The 26394-nt window shown below is 43.5% G+C and carries 27 protein-coding genes and 1 pseudogene; 1 reads left to right on the plus strand and 27 read right to left on the minus strand.

All coding sequences use genetic code 11. From position 1 onward, the window contains the following. The 4 genes from bshB1 to BK582_RS20950 are packed head-to-tail and all read right to left on the minus strand — an operon-like array spanning window position 1 to window position 2282. Window positions 1-717 (minus strand): bacillithiol biosynthesis deacetylase BshB1, encoded by a 717-nt coding sequence (gene bshB1 / locus BK582_RS20935; RefSeq protein ID WP_078596894.1) that lies wholly within the window; start codon window positions 715-717, stop codon window positions 1-3. Continuing rightward, entirely contained in the window at window positions 698-1135 is a 438-nt protein-coding gene (locus tag BK582_RS20940; protein ID WP_078596895.1) for a methylglyoxal synthase, read from the minus strand. Before BK582_RS20940 ends, bshB1 begins: the two co-directional genes overlap by 20 nt. Before the next feature lie 13 nt (window positions 1136-1148). Continuing rightward, window positions 1149-1943 (minus strand): 4-hydroxy-tetrahydrodipicolinate reductase, encoded by a 795-nt coding sequence (gene dapB, locus BK582_RS20945; RefSeq protein WP_078596896.1) that lies wholly within the window; start codon window positions 1941-1943, stop codon window positions 1149-1151. Window positions 1944-1946: 3 nt separating this feature from the next. After that, complete coding sequence (locus BK582_RS20950) at window positions 1947-2282, minus strand: nucleotide pyrophosphohydrolase (protein ID WP_078596897.1); 336 nt, start codon at window positions 2280-2282, stop codon at window positions 1947-1949. A 200-nt stretch (window positions 2283-2482) separates the two neighbouring features. Here BK582_RS20950 and BK582_RS20955 point away from each other — a divergent pair, with 200 nt between their 5' ends. Further along, window positions 2483-3355 (plus strand): YitT family protein, encoded by an 873-nt coding sequence (locus tag BK582_RS20955; protein WP_078596898.1) that lies wholly within the window; start codon window positions 2483-2485, stop codon window positions 3353-3355. A gap of 208 nt (window positions 3356-3563) precedes the next feature. Here the strand turns inward: BK582_RS20955 and BK582_RS20960 are convergent, their stop codons facing one another. The 23 genes and pseudogenes from BK582_RS20960 to aroC form a co-directional block, all read right to left on the minus strand. Then, window positions 3564-4253 carry a zinc metallopeptidase gene (locus tag BK582_RS20960; protein WP_078596899.1) on the minus strand — a complete coding sequence of 230 codons (690 nt, stop codon included), beginning with the start codon at window positions 4251-4253 and terminating at the stop codon, window positions 3564-3566. 231 nt (window positions 4254-4484) lie between these two features. Next, on the minus strand, window positions 4485-5306 hold the full coding sequence (locus BK582_RS20965; protein WP_078596900.1) for a sporulation protein YpjB: 822 nt from the start codon (window positions 5304-5306) through the stop codon (window positions 4485-4487). Window positions 5307-5465: 159 nt separating this feature from the next. Further along, the gene (lhaT, locus tag BK582_RS20970) at window positions 5466-6059 is read right to left on the minus strand and encodes a lipoprotein heptaprenylglyceryl N-acetyltransferase LhaT (RefSeq protein ID WP_078596901.1); all 594 of its coding nucleotides are present in this window, start codon (window positions 6057-6059) and stop codon (window positions 5466-5468) included. A gap of 300 nt (window positions 6060-6359) precedes the next feature. Continuing rightward, window positions 6360-7157: a menaquinol-cytochrome c reductase cytochrome b/c subunit gene (locus BK582_RS20975; RefSeq protein ID WP_078596902.1), complete on the minus strand. Its 798-nt coding sequence runs from the start codon at window positions 7155-7157 to the stop codon at window positions 6360-6362. 31 nt (window positions 7158-7188) lie between these two features. Next, complete coding sequence (gene qcrB / locus BK582_RS20980; protein WP_078596903.1) at window positions 7189-7860, minus strand: menaquinol-cytochrome c reductase cytochrome b subunit; 672 nt, start codon at window positions 7858-7860, stop codon at window positions 7189-7191. 15 nt (window positions 7861-7875) lie between these two features. After that, the gene (locus BK582_RS20985) at window positions 7876-8373 is read right to left on the minus strand and encodes a QcrA and Rieske domain-containing protein (RefSeq protein ID WP_134163589.1); all 498 of its coding nucleotides are present in this window, start codon (window positions 8371-8373) and stop codon (window positions 7876-7878) included. A gap of 264 nt (window positions 8374-8637) precedes the next feature. Beyond that, complete coding sequence (locus BK582_RS20990) at window positions 8638-9114, minus strand: YpiF family protein (RefSeq protein ID WP_078596904.1); 477 nt, start codon at window positions 9112-9114, stop codon at window positions 8638-8640. 64 nt (window positions 9115-9178) lie between these two features. Then, entirely contained in the window at window positions 9179-9727 is a 549-nt protein-coding gene (locus tag BK582_RS20995) for a ReoY family proteolytic degradation factor (protein ID WP_078596905.1), read from the minus strand. 152 nt (window positions 9728-9879) lie between these two features. Then, on the minus strand, window positions 9880-10926 hold the full coding sequence (locus BK582_RS21000; RefSeq protein WP_078596906.1) for a hypothetical protein: 1047 nt from the start codon (window positions 10924-10926) through the stop codon (window positions 9880-9882). A gap of 82 nt (window positions 10927-11008) precedes the next feature. Next, entirely contained in the window at window positions 11009-12274 is a 1266-nt protein-coding gene (locus BK582_RS21005) for a tetratricopeptide repeat protein (RefSeq protein ID WP_078596907.1), read from the minus strand. A 116-nt stretch (window positions 12275-12390) separates the two neighbouring features. Further along, on the minus strand, window positions 12391-13287 hold the full coding sequence (locus BK582_RS21010; protein WP_078596908.1) for a hypothetical protein: 897 nt from the start codon (window positions 13285-13287) through the stop codon (window positions 12391-12393). Window positions 13288-13338: 51 nt separating this feature from the next. Further along, complete coding sequence (gene aroA / locus BK582_RS21015; protein ID WP_078596909.1) at window positions 13339-14628, minus strand: 3-phosphoshikimate 1-carboxyvinyltransferase; 1290 nt, start codon at window positions 14626-14628, stop codon at window positions 13339-13341. A gap of 12 nt (window positions 14629-14640) precedes the next feature. Continuing rightward, on the minus strand, window positions 14641-15744 hold the full coding sequence (locus tag BK582_RS21020; protein WP_078596910.1) for a prephenate dehydrogenase: 1104 nt from the start codon (window positions 15742-15744) through the stop codon (window positions 14641-14643). Between the two features lie 13 nt (window positions 15745-15757). Beyond that, the gene (hisC, locus tag BK582_RS21025; RefSeq protein WP_078596911.1) at window positions 15758-16840 is read right to left on the minus strand and encodes a histidinol-phosphate transaminase; all 1083 of its coding nucleotides are present in this window, start codon (window positions 16838-16840) and stop codon (window positions 15758-15760) included. A gap of 116 nt (window positions 16841-16956) precedes the next feature. After that, window positions 16957-17754 (minus strand): tryptophan synthase subunit alpha, encoded by a 798-nt coding sequence (gene trpA, locus BK582_RS21030; protein ID WP_139368277.1) that lies wholly within the window; start codon window positions 17752-17754, stop codon window positions 16957-16959. Then, window positions 17751-18965 carry a tryptophan synthase subunit beta gene (trpB, locus tag BK582_RS21035; RefSeq protein WP_338066851.1) on the minus strand — a complete coding sequence of 405 codons (1215 nt, stop codon included), beginning with the start codon at window positions 18963-18965 and terminating at the stop codon, window positions 17751-17753. Before trpB ends, trpA begins: the two co-directional genes overlap by 4 nt. Continuing rightward, window positions 18960-19580: pseudogene (locus BK582_RS28260) on the minus strand (phosphoribosylanthranilate isomerase); the annotation flags it as partial. The pseudogene BK582_RS28260 and the gene trpB, both read right to left, overlap by 6 nt. Next, window positions 19577-20356 carry an indole-3-glycerol phosphate synthase TrpC gene (gene trpC / locus BK582_RS21040; RefSeq protein WP_078596913.1) on the minus strand — a complete coding sequence of 260 codons (780 nt, stop codon included), beginning with the start codon at window positions 20354-20356 and terminating at the stop codon, window positions 19577-19579. The gene trpC and the pseudogene BK582_RS28260, both read right to left, overlap by 4 nt. Further along, the gene (gene trpD, locus BK582_RS21045; protein ID WP_078596914.1) at window positions 20353-21369 is read right to left on the minus strand and encodes an anthranilate phosphoribosyltransferase; all 1017 of its coding nucleotides are present in this window, start codon (window positions 21367-21369) and stop codon (window positions 20353-20355) included. Before trpD ends, trpC begins: the two co-directional genes overlap by 4 nt. 1 nt (window position 21370) lies before the next feature. Then, window positions 21371-22873 carry an anthranilate synthase component I family protein gene (locus tag BK582_RS21050; RefSeq protein WP_078596915.1) on the minus strand — a complete coding sequence of 501 codons (1503 nt, stop codon included), beginning with the start codon at window positions 22871-22873 and terminating at the stop codon, window positions 21371-21373. A gap of 289 nt (window positions 22874-23162) precedes the next feature. Further along, on the minus strand, window positions 23163-23546 hold the full coding sequence (gene aroH / locus BK582_RS21055) for a chorismate mutase (protein WP_078596916.1): 384 nt from the start codon (window positions 23544-23546) through the stop codon (window positions 23163-23165). Between the two features lie 354 nt (window positions 23547-23900). Continuing rightward, window positions 23901-24980 carry a 3-dehydroquinate synthase gene (gene aroB, locus BK582_RS21060; RefSeq protein WP_078596917.1) on the minus strand — a complete coding sequence of 360 codons (1080 nt, stop codon included), beginning with the start codon at window positions 24978-24980 and terminating at the stop codon, window positions 23901-23903. Next, complete coding sequence (aroC, locus tag BK582_RS21065; protein ID WP_078596918.1) at window positions 24980-26152, minus strand: chorismate synthase; 1173 nt, start codon at window positions 26150-26152, stop codon at window positions 24980-24982. The genes aroB and aroC overlap by 1 nt, the downstream gene beginning before the upstream one ends. Window positions 26153-26394 lie beyond the last annotated feature (242 nt).

Here is a 26394-nt window from a genome sequence, read left to right on the forward strand (position 1 = left end):
TTAAATATGATCTCCCAGTAAATGATGTATAAGTACAGGTTTTTCAGAAATAAATCCTTCTGCATATTCGACCCCGGCCTCGAATCCTAATACTCTCTCACGGGATTTCAGCCGATCTATGTATCCGTTATTAAGCGGGGTTGGTGTTTGGGAAGCCCCCCCCTGAAACTGACTTTTATAACTTGCTAACGCATCGAGCTTTACTGAAAGGAAACCAGAAATATCAACGACAAAATCAGGAGCTTCACTACCGTTTATTTGGTAATAATATAAGGCAGAAGGCCGGTATGCCGGAAAAGGGCACCTGTCCATATATTTTTTAATACCGGCGGAAAAAACAGCCTCCCTAACAATCTCTCCGCAATGTCCATGATCAGGATGTCTGTCTTTCCAGTGAGGAGCAAAAACCAGCCCGGGCCTGTATTCCCTGATAATTTCTACTAATGCTTCAATCGCTTCCTCTTTGTATACGTTAAGCTTCCTGTCCGGAAAGGATAGCTGACGGCGGCTGGAAATCTTTAAAATTTCTGCCGCTTTTTCTGCTTCTTTCTGCCTTTCTTCTACTGTTCCGTTCGATGAAAGTTCTGCCTTAGTAAGGTTTACAATCCCGGCAGCATAACCTTTATGGCAATACTTTGCGACCGTACCGCCCATACCTATTTCCACATCATCAGGATGGGCGCCCACCGCAAGAATATCAAGCTTTCTCCTGCTCATCAGAATCATCTTCTTTCTTTTTTTCCTTTATTAATTCCCGCCATTCAAAATCTCCCCTCTGCATACCTCTTAACAGTATTTCTGCGGTGGCTATATTCGTAGCCAGAGGGATGCTGTATACATCGCACAGGCGGATAAGCGCACTTATATCAGGTTCGTGAGGCTGGGCTGTCAGCGGATCTTTGAAGAAGATAACACAGTCCATTTTATTTTCAGCAATCATAGCACCGATCTGCTGATCTCCTCCGAGGGGCCCTGACTGGTATTTATGTAGTTTCAGAGATGTAGCCTCCATTATCCTTGTGCCTGTCGTTCCGGTTGAAAACAGGTTATGCTCTTTTAACAGATCTTCATATGCAGTCGCAAACTGCACTATCTCATCCTTTTTCTCGTCATGAGCAATAAACGCTATATTCATCTGCATCCCCCTATTATTCAATAATTTGTTCGAGACCGTAAACAAGGATATCAAGCTTCATAACCTCTTCACACGCAAGCTTTACTCCAGGCATGAAGGATGTTCTGTTATAGGAATCATGGCGCACCTTTAACGACTGGCCTTCCCCGCCGAAAATGACTTCCTGATGGGCTACAAGGCCTGGCAGCCTGACACTGTGGATTCTCATTCCTTCAAAATCAGCTCCTCTTGAACCTTCAAGCTGTTCCGTTTCTTCAGGATGTCCTTGCTTCTTCGCTTCTCTCACTTCAGAAATAAGCCTTGCAGTCTTAGCTGCTGTTCCGGATGGTGCATCAAGTTTACGATCATGATGCTGCTCAATTATTTCCACATCAGGCATATATTTAGCTGCCATCTGGGAAAACTTCATCATTAATATCGCCCCTATAGCAAAGTTAGGAGCTATGATTGCGCCAAGCTGTTTATTTTCCGCAATCTGAGACAGTTCTTCAATATCCTCATCTGTAAAACCAGTGGTGCCTACAACAGGCCTTACTCCATATTCAAATGCTGTGAGCATATGTTTTTTTCCGGTCTCAGGAGCAGTCAGATCTATTAACACATCACATTCTTCTTTTTGGAAGCATTCCTCCATATCCGTGTAGACAGGTATATCCAGCGGCTCCATTCCCTCTGCTTCTCTCATAAGCATTCCGTTAAACTTTCTGTCTATTACTGCCACAAGTTCAAAGCTTTCTTCTGCATGAACCATCTTAACAGCTTCCTGACCCATTTTACCTCTTGGTCCCGCAATTGCTATTCTGATCATTTTTTATTTACTCCCTTCGATTTTTGTCCAGCGGTCTTTATCTCTTGTCCGGAACTTTTCCATGACTATATCAAACGCTTCTTCCATATCTATATCCAGTGAATTAGAAAGGCAGATTAACACGAATAACAAGTCTCCTATCTCCTGTTCAATCGTCTTTTCTTCTTCACTGGATTTCTTCGGTTTTTCCCCATAATAATGATTGATTTCTCTTGCCAGTTCACCTGTTTCTTCAGTGAGACGGGCCATCATTGCGAGGGGGCTGAAATACCCTTCCTTAAACTGGCTTATGTAATCATCTACTTCCTTCTGCAACTCCTGCATCGTTTTATCAGCCATTATATACGCCTCTCTTTCCTTCGCTTCCCTAAAAAAGATACATACTAATGGTAGCGAAAACAAGCATGTTTGACAATGTTTAAGAGAATATATGCAGTAAGTGATAGTTCTTAAGGCAATCCTGTTTTCAAAAAATTTGAACCTCTTATATTAATACTTTATAATAGAGCAGTTAATGGAAATGCCTGGAGGTGGTTTAAGTGGCCGGTTCGATTAAAATTCAAAATATAATTTTTATCCTGATAGGGACAGCCATCATGTCATTCGGACTCGTTTATTTCAATATGGAAAACAACCTTGCTGACGGAGGATTTACTGGAATAACACTGATTCTTTATTTTGTCTTTTCCATCGATCCTGCATACTCTAACCTCGTTTTAAATATACCGTTATTTCTGATCGGGTGGAAGGTTCTTGGCCGCAATGTTTTTATTTACACAATTATCGGGACATTCGCTGTTTCTCTTTTTCTCTGGCTGTTTCAAAGGTACCCGATCATTTCTCTGCCTCTGCAGGACGACATGACGCTTGCCGCTTTATTCGCAGGGGTATTTATAGGAGTTGGCCTGGGAATTGTTTTCCGTTTCGGAGGTACTACAGGCGGGGTAGATATAATTGCCAAAATGGGGTTTAAATACCTGGGCTGGAGTATGGGGAAAACGATGTTTATGTTTGATGCTGCGGTTATCACTACTTCCCTCGTCTATCTTAATTACCGGGAAGCTATGTATACCCTTGTAGCTGTTTTTATAGCCGCTAAAGTTATTGATTTCATGCAGCAGGGTGCTTATTCAGGTAAGGCTGCCATGATAATTTCCGACCATGGTCCGGAAATAGCTGCAACTATTCTCAGGGAAATGGACAGGGGTGCTACTATTTTAAAAGGGAAAGGTTCATTCACAGGTATTGAGCGGGAAGTACTGTACTGTGTAGTGGGAAGAAACGAGATGGTGAGGCTGAAAAATCTTATTGCGAAAGTAGATCCCCACGCGTTCGTTACTTTAGGGGATGTTCAGGATGTTATGGGAGAAGGCTTTACATTTGACGAACATAAGCGGCCATTAGAGCGGTAGCAGAGTTTATCACCTGGCTGGAGGCGGGTTGAATATTCTTAACCATCGTGTGTGCAGGGTTCTTTCTAAGGTGGTTTCAGGACAAATTCCAGGTATTTCCCGGATAGTTGTCCCGCAAAAAAGCCAGAAAACTCTTCCACCTCCTGCAAAGCAATCAAACCCTTTCCCCAAAAAGAAAAGAGCCTGGATTCCCAGGCTCCTTACATTTTTAGTCTCTGTTCATAGCAACAAACATGAGGATAAACCTTACTAGTTCCATAACCGCTACGAGTGCGGCAGCAACGTAAGTGAGTGCGGCAGCATTTAATACCTTTTTGGTTTCCCGTTCCTCTTCATTCCGTATAACCCCTACAGAAACTACCTGCTCCATTGCACGGTTGGAAGCATTAAACTCAACCGGAAGAGTAATGACCTGGAACAGTACAGCAGCAGACATAAAGATAATACCAGCGAGGAACATGTTCGTGGCTCCCATGAAAATCCCAGCAAGGATTAGGAAAAATGAAATATTTGAGCCGAAGTTCGCGACCGGTACAAGAGCATGACGGAAACGGAGGAAAGCGTACCCTTCCGCATCCTGGATCGCATGTCCAACTTCGTGGGCTGCCACAGCAGCACCAGCCACGGAATTACCGTAATAATTTTGTTCAGATAAACGGACAGCCTTCTTACGAGGATCGTAATGGTCTGTCAGCTGGCCTTTGACTGGTTCAACCGTAACATCGTAAAGACCATTGTCATCTAATATTTTTCTGGCAACCTCCGCTCCGGCCATACCTGAAGAAGAAGCTACCTGAGAGTACTTCTGATAAGTGCCTTTCACTCTCATCTGAGCCCAGAGAGGCACTAAAAATAATATAGCAAGGTAGATGAGAAAACCCCCGAATGTTTCAAACATCTCTCCATTCCTCCTATTTAGTTAACTCTTAGCTTGTTAATATCAATTTTAGTCAAACTTTTATAAACTGTCAATTAAGAAGATTTATCCCGATGTAACCGTCCGTAGTACTCCCGCTTCAAAGCACGAGGTGAAGCGAAGATGTTCAGGCGGGAGAAACGGACGCTAACATCCCGATTAGTTCAGTTAACAATCAGTTGGGGATGCCCCCCCACTGATTGAAGGGTCACTTTATCGGTTCCGCCTTTTTTCGGGCTTATATTCTTCCTCTTTTTCACCTTTATACTTTCTCCAGCCACTGTAAGTGAGAGCTGTGACAATCGCCCCTCCAATTGTTAATATTACCCATATTAACGAAGGGTCTGAAGCCTCCTCCTTCTTACCTTCAAAAATTTCTGTCAGCATCGCTTCCAGGAGATTCAGCCTGTCGAGGAGGACTGCTGTGTTCTCCCCTTGCAAACCTGTGTTTTTCAGATAATTGACAAGGGCATTAAACTGCTGAAACTCTTCAGGTTTAAGACTTACAGACCAGGCTGGCTTCACTATCTCGTAAGCCCCGGTAAACTTCTCGATATTTTGAGTAAATTTACTCTTATCCCCTTCTTCTGCTGCAGATTTTAAAGCAGCGGCAGGTTCAAAAAGAGAGCTCTTTGTCTTTTTCCATAATGGCTGATGGGCTTTATCGTACACATCTACCAGGAGTCTCAGTTTTGCAGCCTTATTTACCCGTTCTTCATGGGGAAGCGAGACACTTACTACGGCCTCGTCAACTTCTTCATAAACTGAAGTAATCACTTGCAGCTCAGACATTGACAGATGATAATCCGACGCTCTGATGGATAAAAACTGATCTGAAAAACTATCGAGCAGCTGATGAGCCTCCTCATAACGGTTTTCCCTGATATACTGCAATATAGTATCGCTCGTATGATTAAGCTGTCTCCATAATTCCGCACCTGTTATTTCTCCCTCCCCATTCGCACTTACTGATGCGAATGGCAGGAATAATACTGTGCATAAGATAAGGATTAAAATTAATAATCTTTCGGCCATGCCTGTCCCTCCCCTTATTCATACTCTAACGTATGAGGGAGTGGACAGGAATAGACCGGAAAATTATTCAGTTCTAACTGCATTGGTTATCAGGATTTTTAATACCCTTTAAATTCTTCACGTACCTGATAGAAAGCATTGTTCACTTGTCTGTAGCTTTTAAAGTTCTCTTTTTTCTATATATTTATTACACACATATACTGTCAATAAACAGCCAATACTCAGCCAGAATGTAAAATAAGCGATTTCATTTATATATGAATAGATAGAACTGGAAACCCACGGATGCATACCATAGATATAATCAATAACATCATTATGCAGAGTCCATACAGCGGCTGCTATTAAGTGCCAGGCCTTTATTCTGTAAAAAGGCGAGTACAGCAACCCTTGTACAGCCATTCCCAGGTGAGAGCCAATCAGCATATATTGCTGCCATGTGAGCGTGTCTCCAGCGGCCGCTGCAGCAACAATCATAGCTACTGCCCAAATTCCGTACTTCAGCAGCGTTACGGCTGCTAAGGCTTCGATTAAGGGAATGCTTTTCCTCAGGAGAAATGCAGCTAATACGAAACAAAAGAATAAACTTGCTGTAGGGCTGTCAGGAACGAAAATGAGAAATATGCCAGGAGTGCGTTCCAGTTGAGGGATGTACCATATGTAGCCGTATATAGTTCCTAATATATTAATTATGAGAAGTATCCAAAGGAATGCTCTGTCTCTCAACATTGTAATTAAATATTCTTTCCACATAAGCATCTGTCCTTTTTGCTTTTCCAATATATTTGAAGGCTTGGTTAAATACAGGTGTAGGGGTAAAAGACTCTCGCTTGCACCACAGGCATAAGCGTAACATCTGCTTAATCTTCACGGCTCCCTTGCAAATGCGTCGATTTGTCTTGACGTATATTCTGCGGAGCTGTTCTGAAGAGGAAGAGACAGTCTCGCACATTCACCTGCAATCAACTTACCCAAAAAAACATTCTCTATTAACAGAGATTATTTGAAAAAAAGCTGACTGAACAAGTTCAGTCAGCTTTCTCCATTCATTTACTATTCATCGTCTCCGCCGTCGCCGTTTGGATCCTGGCCGTCGTTTGCGATAAATTCAGCAAGTGTTTCAAGTTCTTCATCGGTTCCATCGAACTGTCCAGGAGGCATATCTCCAAGACCGTTTTCGATGATATCCTTAACTTCCTCTGCAGTGTATTCACTTGCAAAGACACTTGGACCTGCGGCTCCGCCAAGCATGTCACCGCCATGACAGCCTATACAGGACTGCTGATTGAGATAAATCTCAAAGGCCTCGGATTCTTCATCGACTTCTATATCATCGACGATTTCACCCTGCTGTGCTGCAGCTTCCCAGTCATGCTCATCTACTGATTCCCATGTCAGGAAAATGACAGATATGACACCAAGCATCATTAGTCCGCTGGCGATTGGACGCTTAAATGGTCGTCTTTCAACACCTCTGTCAAGCCATGGTGCAAGAAGAAGCGCACCGAAAGCAATACCAGGCATAACCACTGCCCCAATAACAGTATATGGACCTGCAGCGAATTCATATTTCAGTAATTGATACAAGAATAAGAAATACCAGTCAGGCAATGGTATGTAGCCCGAGTCCGTCGGATCTGCCACACGTTCAAGCGGTGACGGGTGCGCCACTGTTAAACATAGATAACCGACGAGAAAAACAGCCCCAATCATCCATTCACGAAGCAGGAAATTCGGCCAGAATGCCTCTGTTTTACCTGGGTATTCAGAATAATCTTTTGGTATGTTCGGCTTTCTTTCAGCCGGTATTCGGGAATCCTCGACAAATTTCATACCTTTCCCGCGTTGCATAGCTTTCCCTCCTCTTCAAATCCGTTCCATCTTACAATGGACCGGAGATTCCTTGCTTACGAATCATGATAAAGTGGGCTGCAAGTAATCCCAGTAAAGCTCCAGGCAGGAAGAATACATGAATGGCAAAGAACCTGGTCAGCGTCTGAGCACCGATAATTTCTCCGCCGGCTAACAGAGCCTTCGCAAATCCTCCCACAACCGGAACACTTTCTGCAATTTCAAGTCCTACTACTGTTGCAAAGTAAGCTTTCATATCCCATGGAAGGAGATAGCCTGTGAATCCAAGGCCAAGCATTACAAAGAACATCAGAACTCCAACAACCCAGTTTAATTCACGTGGTTTTTTATATGACCCAGTGAAAAATACCCGGAGAGTATGAAGGAACATCATGACGATAACAAGACTCGCCCCCCAATGGTGCATACCACGAACGATCACACCATGTGTTACCTCATTCTGCAGGAAATAAACTGATTCATATGCATGAATAATATCCGGTACATAATACATTGTTAAAAACATTCCGGAAAGGATCTGGATAACGGTTACGAAAAATGTCAATCCTCCGAAACAATAAACAAAAGCTGAAAAATGATGGGCCGGGTTAACGTGTTCCGGAACCTCATGGTCGGCGACATCCCGCCACATAGGCGTAATATCAAGACGTTCATCCACCCAATCATAAATTTTTTGTAACATCCGTTACGCCCCCTTCTACCGTTGCATAGGTCTTCCTAAATACACGCTTCCGTCACGTACTTCCACTTCATACACGTCAAGCGGGCGCGTCGGTGGCGTTCCTGCAATATTTACTCCATCCTTCTCAAAACGCCCGTGGTGGCATGGACAGTAAAACTGATTTGGATGATCATCATGCCCTTCCCAGTTAACTGTACATCCCAGGTGAGTACATGTAGGCGATAATGCAACAATCTCGTCGCCTTCTCTGTATATCCACGCAGATCTTGGCTGGTCAGATGTATACCAAGCATCCTCTACTTCCACCTGGAAGTCGAAACGCTGAGGCTCCTCTGTTAAATCATCGAGAGTTGTAACTTGTACAAAATCAGATTCGCCGCCTGCCTCTAGAGCCGGGTCAAGTGCGAACCGAACCATTGGACTAATCATCCCCGCAGCCATAAAGCCGCCGACGCCCATCAGACAATAAGATAAAAACTGGCGTCTGGACACTTTGTGTTTCTTTTCTTCCACGACCTTCCCTCCTCACATCTATGTAATCTAAACGACACACAAAATAAGATACTAAGACATAATCATGATAGCCCAATAATTCTACGAATGTCAACAAATTCTATTAGAACTTGGTTAAAAAATCGGCTGCCTGTACACGTACTGGCAGAAAAACCATTGAGCCGCTTAAATCAGCACTTTTTCGCCTAAAACCAGAGCATTATATTCAGAACATTATGAAAAAGGCGTGAAATAGTATACTCAGAAAACATCAGAAATCAAATGTTAAGATCGTTCTTTCGGTTCCTGCTGCCATTTATCGGTAATTAATGGAAGCATCTGTTTCATCTGCTGGTTTAAAATCTCCTTCGCATAGGAAGCATCCATGGATTCCAGTGATAATGACGGCATCCAGATAAGCATGTCCGGAAGTTCGTTTTCGAGTTTTTTCCAGTCCCCGTCAGAAGTAACATAGACGATATGTTTGAAACCGTTTTTAAAAAAGTGCCTGTCCCATTCAAGAAGGCGTTCTAATTTTTGCTCATCTGCTTCACCGGATAAATAGGTAAAAGGTGCTATTTGAAATATCCTGCCTTTGAACTGTCTTTCCAGTTCTTCTGTAACAAGAGATGTAAACTCTCCCATTGATACCTTTCCTTTTGGATCTTTTTCCCAGTCGAGGGGAATCAGCGGGATCACCGCTGTGTCAACGTACTCTTTTGAATTTAGATATGTATCCATTTGCTGTGTAGTCCACTTCAATGCAATTCCTCTCCTTTGCTGATTTGATTATAAAGTCTGTTAATTTCCAAAAGAAAAGCCCTAATTAGTACAGGGCTTTTAAATCATTGTATTGTTTTACGAGATCATGAAAGGTCCTTTCGTCTCCATCAGCGAGCGCACGGTCAATTGCTTTTTCCAGTCCGGAGAGCTGATAGTCCCGGACCGCCTTATCCAGCACCATTTCGGCGAGAAGGCTTTGTACATTAGCCTCTTCCTTGTTTACAGGCAGATAAGGATTCTCCTCCAGTACAGCCATATATTGCGGTATTGACTGCTTGTTCTGAAAATTGAGCTGAATATAAACGTCTTCATTCCTGTTCAGGCGAATGTCATGAAAGGACTTCTCTGCGTCCATCGTCACATGCTGGTTCTTATGGAAAGCAAAAGGAACGCTGTCCACATCACTTGCTGAAATTACGAGCGCCTTCGGGCAATAGTCCGCCTGTTCCACAAAATGCACCCGTTCCATAAGAAGTTCATCACTCATAAGAAAGTTCAGGAGCCAGGCACATTCTCTCCGCTTAAGCTGATACTGATCCAGAAACCATTTTAAGAAATCACGTTTTTCCATAACAGGAACAGGGTTGTTCATCATAATTCCTCCCTCTTTTTCTGAGTAATACTTGAGGAAGACAATCTTAGCTGCAGCAGCAACGAAGTATACTGAGACACTTTCATGCTTTCTATTTTACTAATATATTCTTTACAGAGTCAAAAATTCCTTTATAAAATTTCGATTATCCCTTAAATAAATTTACTTTGACCTGTACTTTTCCTCTGAGCAAGAGTTATATAGCAGCATCCGTCCAGCACTGTGCAGGAAAGAAACCCTATATATTCCAGAACTTTAAACAATCTTTTCTCAATGATATCAGCAGGAGTGTCATAATAATATACTTCTACGTATTTTTCAAGAAATTCAGCTGTCTCTTTTTTTGCTGCAGCCATTTCTGAAGAAAGCCCATGGCTGAGCATATTGATGAGAAAAGGAAGACTTGGAACTGCACGTTTGTATACAGAAATATAAACCCGCATCAGTCTGTCCAGGATTTCGTTAAGGGATAAGTTCTGCCCGGCCTCCCACTTTTCTGTAACGATAAGTTTTTCTCCTGCTTCACAGATCCATCCCTGGCTGAACACAAAATCATAGAGCAGGGAAAAACAGTCGGGATAATAGTTAAAGTAACGTCCATAACCAAACCGCCATTGCTCTTCAGGGAGCTTTTCCCCCAGGGACAGCAGATTCAGAATTCTTTCCAGTTCCCTTTTATTAATAATTTTGTTCTTTGAAAGTTTTACAGGCCTCTCTGCCAGATACTCCATAAAAAGGAACAAATCATTAATAATATTTGCCGTATTATTGTTTTGACTGTCAGGGATATAAATGAATGTATCAGAAAACTTTCTGCATACGAACGTGTGAATTTTCTGGCGCAGCTCATCCGGCAGCAGCCAGCCTCCCTTTTCTGTTTTGTATATCCAGCCGTCTTCTTTCAGAATGGTAATTAACCTTTCGAATTTCCCTCTTTCAGATTTGTTTATAAAGGTAATAAGCTCACTGTCTGTAAACGAATAGTGAAATGTAGAGTACACAAACGGAAGGAGAAGCTGCTGACCGGCTGCTTCGAGTTTCCCCCATTTTCCCAATGCCAGTTCCTCATTAAGAAGTTCGTTAATCAGACCCCCTGCAAGCTCTTGTCTGGAATACAAGTTGCACGAGACCCCCAGCGCTTTTGCCCTGCTAACTAATTCTGACTGTGGCTGAGATAAAAGAACTTCCGTTAAATTCATAAGGTGCACCTCTTCTCTTATTTTGCCTTTTATTATTCCTCACAAAAAGAAAAAGCATCCGGAATTTGCCGGATGCTTACGTTTATTCGGTTAAATTAGCAAGTCTCTCTTCAATGTCCAGCCGGTCAGGCTGCAGAGAGAGGAGCTTCTTCAAATATGAAATTCCGGAATCTTTTCTGCCAGCTTCTAAATTTGCGTAGGCTGCTTCTTCAAGCAGTGTCTCATCTTCTTCAAATGCTTCCAGTGCATTTTTATATGCTTCTGCAGCTTCTTCAAGCCTGTCGTTTTCATAAAGGGCTTTACCCTTGTATCTTTCGAAGAAGGGGTCATATTCCCCATAATCATGGAGAAACGTTACCAGATCAATAGTTTCGTCATACATTTCCTCTTCCCGGAAATAAAGCAGCAGTTCCTTCACTGCAGAGACATTTGAAGGATTGATTGCAATAACCTTCTCAAGATAATTCTGCCCTTCTTTTCCGTTTCCTGCTGAAAACTGAAGCCTTGCCATTTCCAGATATAGTTCCTCATTATACTCGTCACGGCTAATCCCTTCCTTTAGAACTTCGAGCGCATCCTCCATTCGGTTCAGGGAGCGGAGCGCTTTAGCCAGATACGGAAATAAAGTAGTATAATCAGGATCTGTTTCCTTTAATTTCGTAAACTGCTTCACTGCAGTTTCATAATCATCCACCTGCAGGGCTGTATATCCATAACCGAATAATCCGTCAGAGCTTTCCTCTTTTTGAAGACCTTTTTCATAGTACTCCAGAGCTTCCTCGAACTGCCCTGTCGCCCCATATGCTTCAGCAATACGTAAAGCAGGATTGAGAGGATGGTCTTCCGGGAGCTTGTTCTGATGGATCACCTTTTTAAAATAAGGAATTGAGTGATGATAATCTCCGCGGTTTAAATAAAACTCACCGAGCCCAAATTGAATTACAGGCTCTTCCGGAGCGAGCTTTTCCGCCTGGAGCAGCTTTTGCTCAGCAACTTCTTCAAGTCCCTGGTTTTGGTATATATCAGCCAGCAGCAGCTGGGACTGGATAAAGGCCGGGTCGCTTTCATCAATTTCGTTCAGCATCTCAACAGCTTCGTCTTCCCTGCCCAGTTCACTGTAGCATTCTGCAGCAAAAGCAAACAGTTCTCCATTTTCCGGGTAATTGAACATGAGCTCTTCAACGAGAGGAAGAGCTCTGTCTACTAAGCCAAGTTCGTAATATAATTCAGCGATAGTTCTTTTCGTTTCGTCATCAGCCTTGCCAGAAAGCTTTTCCACTTTCTGCAGCCCTTCTTCATGCTGCCCGTTTTCTATTAATTGTATCGCGTTCCGCAGTTGTTCGTTCATAATAATCACCTTTCACTATTCGACTCATTAACCATTTTAACCAATAGTATTAAAGAGTCAAACAATTGGCTGCTACAGAGTGAAGGACATTGCCTCCCCTTCCCTACCTCAGCCAGCTAATCCTCATATTTATAAATCTCCTGTATCGGAAGGAATTTTTCCGGAATAAGATTGGTTAACTCTTTTCCTTTTATGTTTGAGAGTTTCCATTTGGTCCCTGTTTTCACTATCTTCCCTTTTAAAACAATAATGTCAGGAACCTTAAATGGCTGCGCAGCCTGTTCGGCTGAGGAAGAATACATAAGATAATCAGCATCGCTGCCCATTACAAGAGATCCCTTTTTAGGAAAGAGACCTGTTCTTTTTGCAAGAAAGGGAGAAACGGGAATGCCTGGGTCGGGAAAACTATAATAGGAATTGAATTTAAATACATCTACGATATGTTTCCAGGAGGCGTATATTTTTGCTTTTTCTTTCATATCAGTTACTTTTTCTAATGGTTTACAAATCAGCATCATTCTTTTTGGAAACATAGCTTCAGCAAACCGCTGCCAAGGAGCAGCAGCTATTTCATAGGCTGACTCAGCATAAAAAATTACTATTGGTACCGACTGCTGCCTTAGGCTGCGCATCCAGCTTTCAGACATTCTCGCCAGGGGGAGCTTCACTGCCTGTATATAATCAACAGGACAATCGGAAAGCTTGTGCCTTGTGTCCTGCAGGCAGTCGTCACTTTCACTTTCATATTCGATATTCACAGCATGTATAAGAGTTGTAAAGCCATGAAGCAGCTTCTGCTTGACATAGGATATCCCATTACCTGCTGAAAATTGTTCTGCTGCCTGAGTATCAAGAGTAATTTTTCCAGGGAAGACATTAAATTCTTTCGTATTCATTTTAAATATCCCTGCAGGACTCACAGGGAATTCTGCATACCTTACTTTTCCTCTGTCTATCCATAAACCTCGTGATTTATTCATGGTCTCGTCCCAGATATTCATAATATACTTCAAAAAGCTCCCCTCCTCTCATAGACAAGCTATGAAAAGAAGAGAGCTTTTATGTCAGCCATTAATCAGCATATTTAAATCCTTAAAGAAGTGTGGATAGGAAACTGCAACGGCTTCTGTATTCTTAACTGTAACTGGTCCGTCGGCAATCAGCCCGCATAAAGCCATTGCCATGCCAATTCTGTGGTCGCCAAAACTGTCAGCACTCCCGCCCTGAAGCTCAGACGGACCGTTAATAATCATTCCGTCACTGGTCGCTTCAATATCAGCTCCCAGTTTTTTCAGCTGGTTAACCATAGTGTCAATACGGTTGGTTTCTTTTACCTTAAGTTCCTCAGCGTCTTTAATTACCGTCCTGCCCTCCGCCTGGGTTGCGAGTACAGCTATTGCAGGTATTTCGTCTATTAACCTTGGTATCAATTCTCCGCTTATTGTAATACCCTTCAGGCGGCTGGATTTGATTTCAATTGTTGCTGAAGGCTCATTTCCTGATGATTCTTCCTCTTGTATTGTTACATCTGCACCCATTTGCTCCAGTACATCAAGAATACCGGTTCTCGTAGGGTTTATACCCACATTTTCAAGCCTTACTGAGCTGGACGGTGTAATAGCGGCTCCAGCGAGGAAAAATGCTGCGGATGAAATATCCCCCGGAACCTTTACAGTGGTGGCAGTAAGTTCTGGTTGCCCGTATACAGAAGCGTTCGTTCCTTCCACCTCCACTTTTGCACCAAAAGCTTTGAGCATCCGCTCTGTATGGTCTCTTGATCGATAAGGCTCCGTTACCGTCGTTTTACCTTCAGCCCCAAGTCCTGCTAGCAGGACAGCCGATTTCACCTGAGCGCTGGCAATGGGGGAGTGGTAATGTACGGGTACAAGATTGCCGCCTCTGATTGTCAGTGGTGTAAATCTCCCATTATCCCGCCCGTCAATTTTTGCATTCATCATTTTTAGCGGCCCTGTCACTCTCCCCATAGGCCTTTTAGCAATAGAATCATCACCTGCCAGGACAGCGGAAAATGGCCTTGTGGCAAGGATACCGGACAGGAGCCGGATCGTTGTACCGGAATTGCCTACATCCAGTATGGAATCAGGTTCCTGAAGACCCTCCAGTCCCCTGCCTTCCACGATAATTTTATCGTTCTCTTCATGAATAACAACACCCAGCTGTTTCATACAGCGGATGGTGCTCAGACAGTCATCTCCTTTAAGAAAACCGGTTATTTCCGATGTGCCTTCAGCAATTGAAGAAAACATAACTGCTCTATGGGAGATAGATTTATCTCCCGGGACAGATAATTCCCCGTTTAATCCCTGTGGTGCTCTGTTAATAATTTCTTCCATTTTTTTCAGCTCCTAAAGCAATTCATGTGTTTCATACATATGGTCATGGAGAATCTGTTTTGCTGTAACTAGATCTTCTCTTGAACGGAAACTCAGCTGGAGGACACCCATAATATCCTCCCTGGCCTCGATGATTCTAATATTGGTAAGACTGATTTCCTTCTTGGCCAGTATTCCAGTGACGTCAGATATTACCCCAGGATGGTCAGGGATGTCCACATATAGATCATTGAACGGCATGAGAGCGCCTTTTTTACGGGCGGGCAGCTGATCACGCAATGCTTTTGCCTCAGCGAAGAAGTTGTAAATCCCAATTTTATCTTCTTCTTCCAGCATATTCTTTACTTCCTGAAGGGCCCCGTCCCATTCTTGAAGCATTTCCAGCAGTACTTGCCTATTATGTAACAGGATATCACGCCACATAGCAGGTGAAGCAGAGGCAATCCTGGTCAAGTCTCTGAAACCTCCTGCAGCCAGCCGGGAAACAATAGGATTTTCCTTTCCCATCTCTCCCGCTTTCAGAACAAGAGAAGAAGCAATAATATGAGGCAGGTGGCTGATCATACCTGCAAACCGGTCATGTTCCTCAGGGTGCAGCTCAATAAATTTTGACCTCGTGCCCCGCAGCCAGTTTTGAAGCTGGATAATTTTAGATGCTGGTGTCCCTTCCGGTGGAGTAAGTATATAAAACGCGTTCTCAAAAAGCCTTTCATTTGACGCGGTTACCCCAGTTTTATGGGAGCCTGCCATCGGGTGCCCGCCGATAAAGGCCGCTCCCTTTTCTGAAAACACCCTGGCCTTATCCATGATCGTTGTTTTCGTGCTCCCTACGTCTGTAATAATGCAGTCTTTCTTTAATTGCAATTCGGAAAGCTCCCCAAGCATTTCCACAGCGCTTTGAACAGGAACAGCAAGAATAATAAGATCTGCATTTACTGCTTCTTTTTTATAGTCAACAGCTGTTTCATCCACAATTTTAAGAGACAAAGCGAGTTTGTTTACTTTGTCATCCGCATCCCAGCCAATTAATGTGCAGCCGGGATGCTCTTTTTTTACATTTAAACTTAGTGATCCTCCGATCAATCCTAATCCTAAAACTAAAACACGCTTTGCCAAAAATAGGACCTCCTTATTTAACCAGAACCGCAAGCTCCTTTAAGAGTCTTTCATTTTGCTCTTTATTGCCAAGGGTTATCCTTACTGCGGAAGGATATCCGAGGGCTTCTCCGTTTCTTGTAATAAACCCTTTTGAAAGAAGGTAATTAAACACATCTCCTCCTGGTTTATTAAAATCGATTAAAATGAAATTTGTTTGCGAAGGGAAGAAATTCAGGTTATTCTCTTTGCAGAATTCCTCATACCTTTTCATTTCAGTTCTGTTTTTTTCATAACACTCACTAATAAAGTCTTTATCTTCCAGTGCAGCACAAGCAGCCTTCTGTGCCAGTGTATTTGTATTAAATGGCTCACGTCCCGGGTCAATTGCTTTAACTACTTCCTCATGGGCAATTCCATAGCCTATCCTTAATGATGCCAGTCCGTATGCCTTTGAAAAAGTCCTTAAAATAATAAGGTTAGGAAAATCCTTCAGCAATGGAAGTGTTTGTGGGTAGTCTGCCGCTTCCACATACTCATAATAAGCTTCATCACTTATAACAAGGACATCAGAAGGCACTTTTTTAAGGAACTCACTGAACGCTTTTTCGCCGACATATGTACCAGTTGGGTTATTGGGATTACAAACAAATACCATTTTAGTATTTTCATCTATAGCCTCAAGCATAGCGTCCAGATCGTGTACTCCGTCTCTTAGTGGTACCTCTTTTACTTCCGCTCCCTCAATCACAGCATTATGCCGGTACTGGGGGAAAGTTGGTGCAGCTGTTACAATGTTATCATTTTTTGTCAGAATAGCTCTGCACAAGATGAGGATTACTTCGTCAGAACCGTTGCCAAAAATAAGTTCCGTTTCCTTAACACCAAGTGATTCAGCTGTTTTTTCACGAATTTCTCTTGCGTAGCCGTCAGGATACACTGCCAGATCTGTCAGCGCCTGGCTGATTGCCTCTTTCACTTTAGATGAATAACCATATGGGTTTTCATTTGATGCAAGCTTTACCACTTCACTAAGACCTAGTTCTCTTTTTACTTCTTCGATAGGTTTTCCAGGCTGATACGCGACCATGCCCACCATTGATTCTTTAACCTTCATATGCGTCCCTCCGCTTTCTCCTTCGTTATCACGAGTTTATTCATTAATAAAAGCAGGAGCAGTCTGCGTGTATTCCGGCAGCTGCTTCCCGCATTTTATATATATACTCTATCCTATTATGAAATTAACTCTGTGACAAACTCATTTATCTCATTTAGAGCATCTTTTCTGTATTTTTCATCAATTAACTGTTTTTCGTTCTTTGCAATTATTTTAACAAGGGCGCTTCCTACGATTACACCGTCAGAAATAGAATTGAAGTAGTTTACATGTTCCTTTTTCGATATGCCAAAACCGATGAGCACAGGAATATCTGTTTTTGTTTTTAAATATTCAAGTGTGTCAGGCAGCTTTTCCGAAAAGTTTTCCCTAACCCCGGTTACCCCGTAAGAGGAAACAAAATAGAGGAAGCCTTCACTTACAGAACTAATCTTTTCCATTCTTTCGAGGGAGCTTAAAGCAACAAGAGAAATCAGAGATATGTCCGCATTTTGGCAAAGTTCTCTTACAGAACCGCTTTCTTCTGCCGGAAGGTCAGGTACAAGAAGCCCATCAATTTCAGCCTCTCTCATTTTTTTGATTATTTCTTCTTCACCCGCTGCAAGAATGGGGTTAATATAAGTAAATAAAACTACCGGTATTTCCAGGCCTTTTTTCCTCGCTTCTTTCACACCGTCGATCGCTTTAAGAATAGTCATTCCGTTCTTTCTCGCCCTGTCCCCGGCTGCCTGAATCACAGGGCCATCGGCAAGGGGGTCACTGAAAGGAACTCCCCATTCAAGAGCATGGGCACCGGACTCCTGCAGTGCTAATGCAATATCAATTGACGCCTCCAGGTTAGGGTCTCCAGCCATTATATAAGGCACAAATAAGTTTTTCTGATCTTTGAATGCTGACGTTAGCAGCCGGCTCATCCTTCATCCCCTCCCAGCACTTGCTGAATTGTATGAACGTCTTTATCTCCTCGGCCTGATAAACAGACGAGAATATTTTCTGTCTCAGGGAGCTCACCAGCCCTTTTAAGGGCATATGCCAGCGCGTGGGCAGACTCAATAGCCGGAAGAATCCCTTCCTGAACACAGAGCACCTGAAGCGCTTCTATGGCTTCCTCGTCTGTAACAGCTTCATAGTTAACTCTGCCTGTATCTCGTAAATAAGCATGTTCAGGGCCTATCCCCGGGTAATCAAGTCCGGCAGATATTGAATACGGCTCTGTGATATTTCCTGCTTCATCCTGAAGCAAATAAGATAAAGAACCATGCAGAACCCCTTTTCTCCCTTTCGTTAATGTAGCTGCATGCTCTTCTGTATCAGTACCCTTCCCGGCCGCTTCAATTCCGGTCAGGCGCACCTCGTCCTCAATAAAAGGATAGAACATACCAATTGCATTGCTTCCGCCGCCTACACATGCTACTATTTCATCCGGAAGTTTTCCAGTTTCCTCTAAAAACTGTTCCCTGCTTTCCCGTCCGATTACTGACTGGAACTCCCTGACCATCTTCGGATAAGGATGAGGTCCGACTGCTGAACCGATAAGATAAAATGTATCATTAACATGAGCCACCCAGTGGCGGATCGCTTCATTTGTCGCATCCTTTAACGTCCTTCCGCCGCTCGTTACTTTGATAACTTCTGCACCGAGAAGCCGCATTCGGAAAACATTAAGTTCCTGCCGCTTCATATCTTCTTCACCCATAAAAACTTTACAAGTCAGCCCAAACCTGGCTGCCGCAGTTGCCGCTGCTACTCCGTGCTGGCCTGCTCCGGTCTCAGCGATTATCTGCTGCTTCCCCATTCGTTTCGCCAGCAGTGCCTGGGCGATAGCGTTATTAATCTTGTGGGCACCTGTATGGTTCAGGTCTTCCCGTTTAAGGTAAATGGAAGCTCCTCCGGCCTTTTCTGTAAGACGTTTTGTTTTTGTTAAAGGGGTAGGCCGCCCAGAATATTTCTTCCATTCCTCATGGAGTTCCCTGAAAAATTCTTCATCCTTGATCACCTTTTCAAAAGCTTCTTCCAGCTGTTCCAGGGCGTACATTAACGTTTCAGGGACATATTTCCCTCCAAATGAGCCGAACCGCCCTAATTTATCTGGTGCGTTGTATTTCTTCTTAACACTCAAAACCATCGCTTCCATCTTCCCTTCGTCCTTTTTTCCATGTGTTTCTATTCCTGAAGATAAATCAATTCCCGGCGGATGATATTTCATTAGCTCACTGACGTTTTCGGGTTTAATCCCCCCGGCGATAAAACAGAATGCACTTTGTTTACCAGCTTCCTTAACGTATTCCGGAACGCTTTCCCAGTCAAAGGCAACACCGCTGCCGCCCCATGCATTTGCTGTTTTCGTATCAATGACAAACCCATCGCATGCGCCATTATATTCCTGCATTTTGCTGAGGCTGTCCCCTCCATGGTGGATTGTTTTAAAAACCAGTGTTCCAGCTTTCTCTTTCAGCCTTTTTAAAAAATCAGGCGTCTCCGTACCATGGCACTGAAGTACATCCAGCCCGCACTCTTTTGCAGAGCTTAACAGAACATCTTCTTCCTCGTTTACAAAAACACCGGCAAGCTTCTGTCCAGTTTGTACTGGTTTTTTCCGTGTCCAGCTTTTCACCTCTGCTGCAGTAACCTGCCTCTTACTTGGAGCGAATACAAACCCCAGGAAATCAGCACCGCTGTCTACCGCATTACTGTAATCATCAAAGGACTTTATGCCGCAAAATTTCAAAAGTGTATTCATCTGAGTTCCTCCTTAAACCATTGCTCCAGGAGCATCTTTCTGTCAGATGCCGTCATGAAAGCTTCACCGATAAGCAGTCCGTCCGCCTTTATATTTTCCAGGTATTTAATATCTTCCTGCGTTTTCACTCCACTCTCACTTATGAAAAGGATGTCCTCAGGGACTAATTCTCTCAGCCTTGCAGATGTTTGAAGAGACGTATGAAATGTTTTCAGGTCTCTGTTGTTTACCCCAATCATTTTCGGCCGGCTGCCGGAAAGAACTTTCTCCAGTTCCTCTTCATCATGTACTTCCACTAATACATCAAGACCGAGTTCCTCTGCCATTCCGAGATATTCCTGTATCTGGGTTTTGCCAAGAATAGCAGCTATGAGTAATATCGCATCCGCTCCCATTTGCACGGACTGCTTTATCTGATTCTCGTGGATGATAAAATCTTTTCTGAGAACCGGCAGTGAAGTGCTCTCCTTCACTGCTGTAAGGTGAGAGCTGTGGCCCTTGAAAAATCGTTCATCTGTAAGGACGGAGACGGCATCGATAGCCAGCTGTTCGTATTCCCCGGCGATTTTCACAGGATCGAAGTTTTTCGTAAGCAAGCCTTTAGAAGGGCTGGCTTGTTTAACTTCGGCGATTATACCCATACTGCGGCTTGTATATTTCAAAGCTCTGAAAAGGGAGCGGTTTTCAAAATTCTGTATTAACTCCTGCCTTTCCGGAAGCTGTCGTACTTCTTCCAGTTTGTGATCAACAATAGTATCCAGGATCGTCGATGTCATTGTACGAGAACTCCCTTCCCTGCATTTCTGAGCTTTTCAAGCTGACTGAAAGCTTTATTCCCCAATGCTTCTTTTGCGGCATGCACGCCTTCCGCTATTGAAGAAACCGCTCCGTAAACATAAAGGGCCGCACCAGCATTAAGGAGAAGAATGTTTTCAGCCTCTTCTGGGCCTTCTCCTTTAAGAACAGATTCGATCATTTTGCCGCTTTCTTCTGCCGTTTCTACTAAAGCTGGCTTTATGTCACCGCGATTCAATCCCGCATCTTCCGGCGAAAATAAATACTCCGTCAGCCTGCCTCTCTGAATTTCATACACGTATGTTTTACCAGTTATTGTAATCTCATCAAGGCCATCGTCCCCTGTTACAAACATAGCTCTTTCTACACCAAGTTTTATCGCTGCCCTGGCCATCTTTACAGCTGCATGCCTGCTGTAAACACCGATCAGTCTTCTAGAAGCCCCAGCAGGATTGGTAAGAGGTCCCAGGAGGTTGAAAATTGTTTTAACACCAAGCTGCTTCCTTGCCTTTGCAACTTCCTTCATTGCCGAATGGTATATCGGGGCATAAAGAAAGCAGAGGTTGTCTGTTTTCAGCTTTTCTATCGCCTCTTCTTCCTTCGCCTGAATACTTATTCCGAGATAATCCAGTACATCGGCACTCCCTGTTTTCGATGAAACGCTTCTGTTGCCATGTTTAGCAACAGGGACGCCCAGTGAACTAAGAAGAATTGCAGCACCAGTTGAAATATTATAGGTGCCGCTTCCGTCACCGCCTGTACCGCATGTATCAAGAACAGGGAAAGGAGGTGTCACCTCCAGGGCCGACTCCTTCATCCCTTTAGCAAAACCTGCAATCTCATCAGCTGTTTCCCCTCTGTGCCTCAGGACAGCAAGTACTGCTGAGATTTGTTCATCGTTAAGTTCTCCGTTAAGCATGGATAAAAGCAATTCTTTGGCAGCCTCTTCACTGAGACTTTTAGTATTCAGAAAGTTTTCCATAACTTTGTTCATTTTAGAGTACCTCCTCAAGCTGATGCCGCCGCTCTGCGATCTTCACAGCGTACAATAATGCTTTAGCTTTATTTCTCGTCTCTTCCCATTCCAGCTCAGGAACGGAATCAGCAACAATTCCTGCGCCTGCCTGTATGGAAGCTGTACCATTTTTTAAGACAATTGTTCTGATTGCAATGCAGGAGTCGACACTTCCATTAAAACCGCAGTAGGTTACTGCTCCTGCATAAACTCCCCGGCGGCTCGTCTCAAGATCCTGTATAATTTCAGCAGCTCTCACTTTAGGAGCTCCTGATACCGTTCCTGCGGGATGTGCAGCAAACACTGCTTCAAAGGGCGTCGTCCCTTTCCTGAGCTGTCCGAAGACTTTTGTTATCAGATGCATGACGTGGGAGAAATAAGCCACACTCATCATATCCTCGACTCTTACAGAACCATATTCGCTTACTTTTCCAGCATCATTTCTCGCCAGGTCCACAAGCATAAGATGTTCGGCTCTTTCTTTTTCATCTGCGGCTAATTCCGCCGCCAGCATCCTGTCTTCGGCTTCATTGCTCCCTCGATGGCGTGTGCCGGCGATAGGATGAATCTCCAGCTCCTTTTCGTCATTAATTTTAACCAGCCTTTCTGGTGAACTGCCGATTATTTCCTGTTGCCCCAGTCTTAGATAATATAAATAAGGCGAAGGGTTAACTTTCCGGAGCACCCTGTACAGGTCAAGACCCGAGGAATTCACGTTGTACTGGAATCTTTGAGAGAGCACCGCCTGAAATATATCCCCTGCCTGGATGTACTCCTTTATTTGGGCTGCTTTATCGAGAAACTCCTCTTTTGAATAATTTGAAGTTACGCCATTGAATATATCTTCTGCCTCAGGCAGACTGCCTGGGGAAAGTGTCCGTTGTTCTGTTTTTCCGTATCTAATAACTGAAAGAATTTCTGCGATTTTTATCGTTCCTTGACGAAAACTTAATTCTGGTCTGCTTCCGTCCGCCTCCTGTAAGTGGATAATACTAATCTCCTCTTTTTCATGGTGAAAGGCGAGGATCGTATCACAAAAAACAAGATGAACATCCGGTTCTTCCGTACTGTTGCCAGATACTTTAGGTTCATAGTAGCTGTACGCTTCAAAACTTAAATAACCTACTGCTCCTCCAGGAAAAGGGATGTTCGGCAAATCAGGGGCTACATTCATATAATCCATGCTTTTTTCCCATGCCTCATTTAATGTACTGCACGTAATAAGACACTGGCCTGAAGCAGTTTCCAAATGAAATTGCCTTTGTTTCTCCACAATATAATATTTTGGATATAGTCCTATAAAAGAGTATTCTGACCATGAGGACAAGGCGTCCCGACTTTCCAGAATAAATGCTGCCTGCTTGTCAAACAACTGGAATAATTGAATAGGGGTTTTTGTATCTGCAACTATAGTAGATGTTACAGGGACTGTCCTGTACTTTGCTGCAGATTCTTTGAATTCTGAAAGGCTCGTTCCAATCACTGCTTTCACCTCTTTGGAAGAGTGACTGATTCGAGGGAGGTTTTACCAGAGGAGTGATAAACAAATACTAACTTTACTTTATCACTTTAAAACACTAAACCGACGAATGTACAAAAAGCGCCTGCCCCGGCAGAGGCAGACGCGCTATACGTCTGTCATATCAACTCTGCTCTCCTCATCTCGACTCATCTCATCTCAACTATTCTCATCTCATACACGACTTTCGCCGTTATAATGGTTAATGCTCTCAACTAAATTCTAACTATTCTTAACTAAGCTTGTTGTTATCCTAACGCATATTCGCATTCTTTGTCAAGGATAAATCCGGACGAAGAGTTACCGCTCTTTCTAAGTAAACATGGTTAATTTCTTCAGCCGGCTTATCCGTATTAACAGTCATCATCACCCGGATGCATTTCTCGAGGCTTCCAGGGACCGGGATTTCTCTTGCACACATAACCGGAACAAGATCATATCCTTCCAGTTTTCGTAATGCACCTGCAGGAAAAGCGGCATTTAAATCCTCCGTTACTGTTATCAGCACATGGGAAATATCATCAGGGCGGTAGGCGTTAGCCTCTTCCATCTCTTTAAACAGCCTGAAGGTGGCGCTTAAAATTTCTTCTGCATTATTTTCTTCCACTGTAGTGGCTCCTCTGATTCCCCTTACCATACTCATCCAACCTCTCGTTTAAATCTTTAGCTAAGTTTAACTTTATTGTTGATTTTCGTTACAGTCAGCTCGCTTTCCGCGGGCAATGCTTCAAAAAGCGTTACTTCTTAGAAATACTTCGATTTGTTTCGACGGATATCCTGCGAAGGTAAGCTGGCAGAGGAAGAAACAGCTACCATACTGCAGAGCGCACGTGGAGCTTCTGTCTCTTCCTCTTAACGTATCTCTTTGAAGCTACATGCGCCGAGACAACTCGCAGTGATTTCCTGATGTTATGCTCGTAGCTATTGCTTTTCCCGCAGGAGTCTCTCACCTTCCACTACAATCAATTTGCTTAAAAAGATTATTCTCATTTCACAAAGCTAATACTTTAAGAATTTCTTCATCTTTCACTTTTACCAGCTCTGGCTCTCCTATATTTTTAAGCAGCACAAATCTGACATCGCCATCGGACGCTTTTTTATCGCCTTTCATCCGTTTAAGAAGACGTTCTGCTGTGATACCAGGGGGAAGAGTAAGATCAAACCCCAGTGCTTCCATTTTTTTAACATATGGCTCATATGGAATTTTCACTCCGAATAAATATTCACTTAGCTGAAGTGCAAATTTCAAGCCCTTTGCGACCGCTTCTCCATGAGTGATTTTTCCATAACCCGATTCAGCTTCAACAGCATGACCCAGCGTATGTCCAAAGTTCAGAAAAGCACGGATTCCTTTTTCTTTTTCATCAAGTTGTACTATGTCAGCCTTTACCGAAATCGAACGTTGAAGCATCTCTTTCAGCACGTCTGTTTCTATGGAATGAAAGTCGTCCACTTTCTCGCTTATCCAGTTTAAGAAAGCTCCATCTGCTATAAAACCATGTTTAATTACCTCTGCAAATCCTGAACGCCATTCTTTTTCAGGCAGTGTCTTAAGGCATTCCGTGTCGTATATCACAAGCGAAGGCTGATGGAAGGCTCCAATCATGTTTTTGCCATAGGAATGATTAATCCCTGTTTTTCCACCAACACTGCTGTCATGGGCCAGAAGAGTTGTGGGCATTTGAATAAATGCTATGCCTCTCATATACGTGGCAGCAACAAAACCTGCAAGATCACCAATGACCCCGCCTCCGAGGGCGACAATCATTGAATTCCGGTCAAGATTTTTCTCAAGAGCCTCTGTCATTACCTGCTCATACACAGAAAAAGATTTAGAGCTTTCGCCGGACGGTACTGTACAGCAGTTTACCTTTACGGTTTCCGGAAAAGAGCTTAATACATCATTTAAATAGAGATTTCCCACAGATTCATCAGTTATGATGAAAAAGGAGGAAGGCTCCCCATTGAGATGATTTCTGATAATATTCCAGGTGTCCTTTCTGGTCCCTTCATCAATAATAACTGGATAAGGACTGGAACCCGCCTTTATCTGAAGGACTGAAGCCGTCATTAAAAATTCCTCACTTTTTCTGTATATGCTCTTAAATTAGCATCAATATCATTAATCGTATCCGCCCCGAACTTTTCGAGAAACGCATCAGCCAGCTCCCAGGCAACAGCAGCTTCACAAACTACTGCAGCCGCTGGAACCGCACAGCTGTCCGATCTCTCAATGCTTGCAGAAAACGGCTCTTTTGATTCAATATCGACACTCTGAAGGGGTTTGTACAGAGTTGGTATCGGCTTCATCGCCCCGTGGACAACAACTGGCATGCCATTAGTCATCCCGCCTTCAAATCCTCCAAGACGGTTAGTTCTCCGGTAGTAGCCTTGTTCTTCGTCGTGAAGAATTTCATCATGCACCAGGCTTCCAGGAAGCCTTGCCGCTTCAAAGCCTATACCTATTTCCACACCTTTAAAGGCGTTAATACTCATGACACCCCTGGCAATTTTACCGTCCAGCTTCCGGTCGTAATGAACATGGCTCCCAAGACCGACTGGAAGGTTGACAGCAACTACTTCCACAACCCCGCCAATAGAATCTCCATTTTCTTTCGCTTCATCAATTGCCTGTTTCATTTTCTCTCCGGCTTCTTCATCAAGGCAGCGAACCTCGGATGCCTCTGAACGTTCTTTCAGCTCACTGATTGAACTGTATTCAGGCTGGCTGCTTTTTATGTTTCCAATTTCAAGAACATGGCCGCATACTTCAATTCCGAAGTAGTTAAGTAATTCCTGAGCAACAGCACCAACGGCTACTCTTACTGTTGTCTCCCTGGCAGAAGAACGCTCAAGCACATTTCTCATATCCCGGTGATCGTATTTAATCGCCCCGTTTAAATCTGCATGGCCTGGACGAGGACGTGTAATTTTACGCTTAACCTCTTTCTCTTCCTCTTCTGTTAAAGGAGCGGAGCCCATTATCTTTACCCAGTGTTTCCAGTCTTTGTTTTCCACATGAAGTGTAATTGGAGCTCCGGTAGTTTTCCCGTGCCTTACACCGCTGGTGATCCGCACCTGGTCTTTTTCAATCTGCATCCTTCTACCCCGTCCATAGCCTTTTTGTCTCCTCGCAAGATGGACATTTATTTTCTCTTCTGTCAGCGGCAGCTGGCTGGGTACACCTTCAATAATTGCAGTAAGTTCCGGTCCGTGGGATTCACCCGCTGTTAAAAATCTCATTCTATCTACCTCTTCTTTCTTTATCGCTTTTATGTGCTAAATTAATGTTATGTTTAATTGTCGTTGATTTCAGTATATTTTTCAAGACCAAATAAAAAAAATTGTCTTTTTCTTATGTTGTTTGAGTGTATTATACAGGCAAAAGGGATATAAAGAAAACCCGCCGATTGGCGAGCCCGAAGGAGGTTAACTCCCTTATTTCCTGTATAAGTATTCAGCTCCCATTTTAGCTGGCAGGAGGG

Origin of the sequence: Evansella clarkii, from assembly GCF_002019695.1 — a bacterium.
Lineage (GTDB): Bacteria > Bacillota > Bacilli > Bacillales > Salisediminibacteriaceae > Evansella > Evansella clarkii.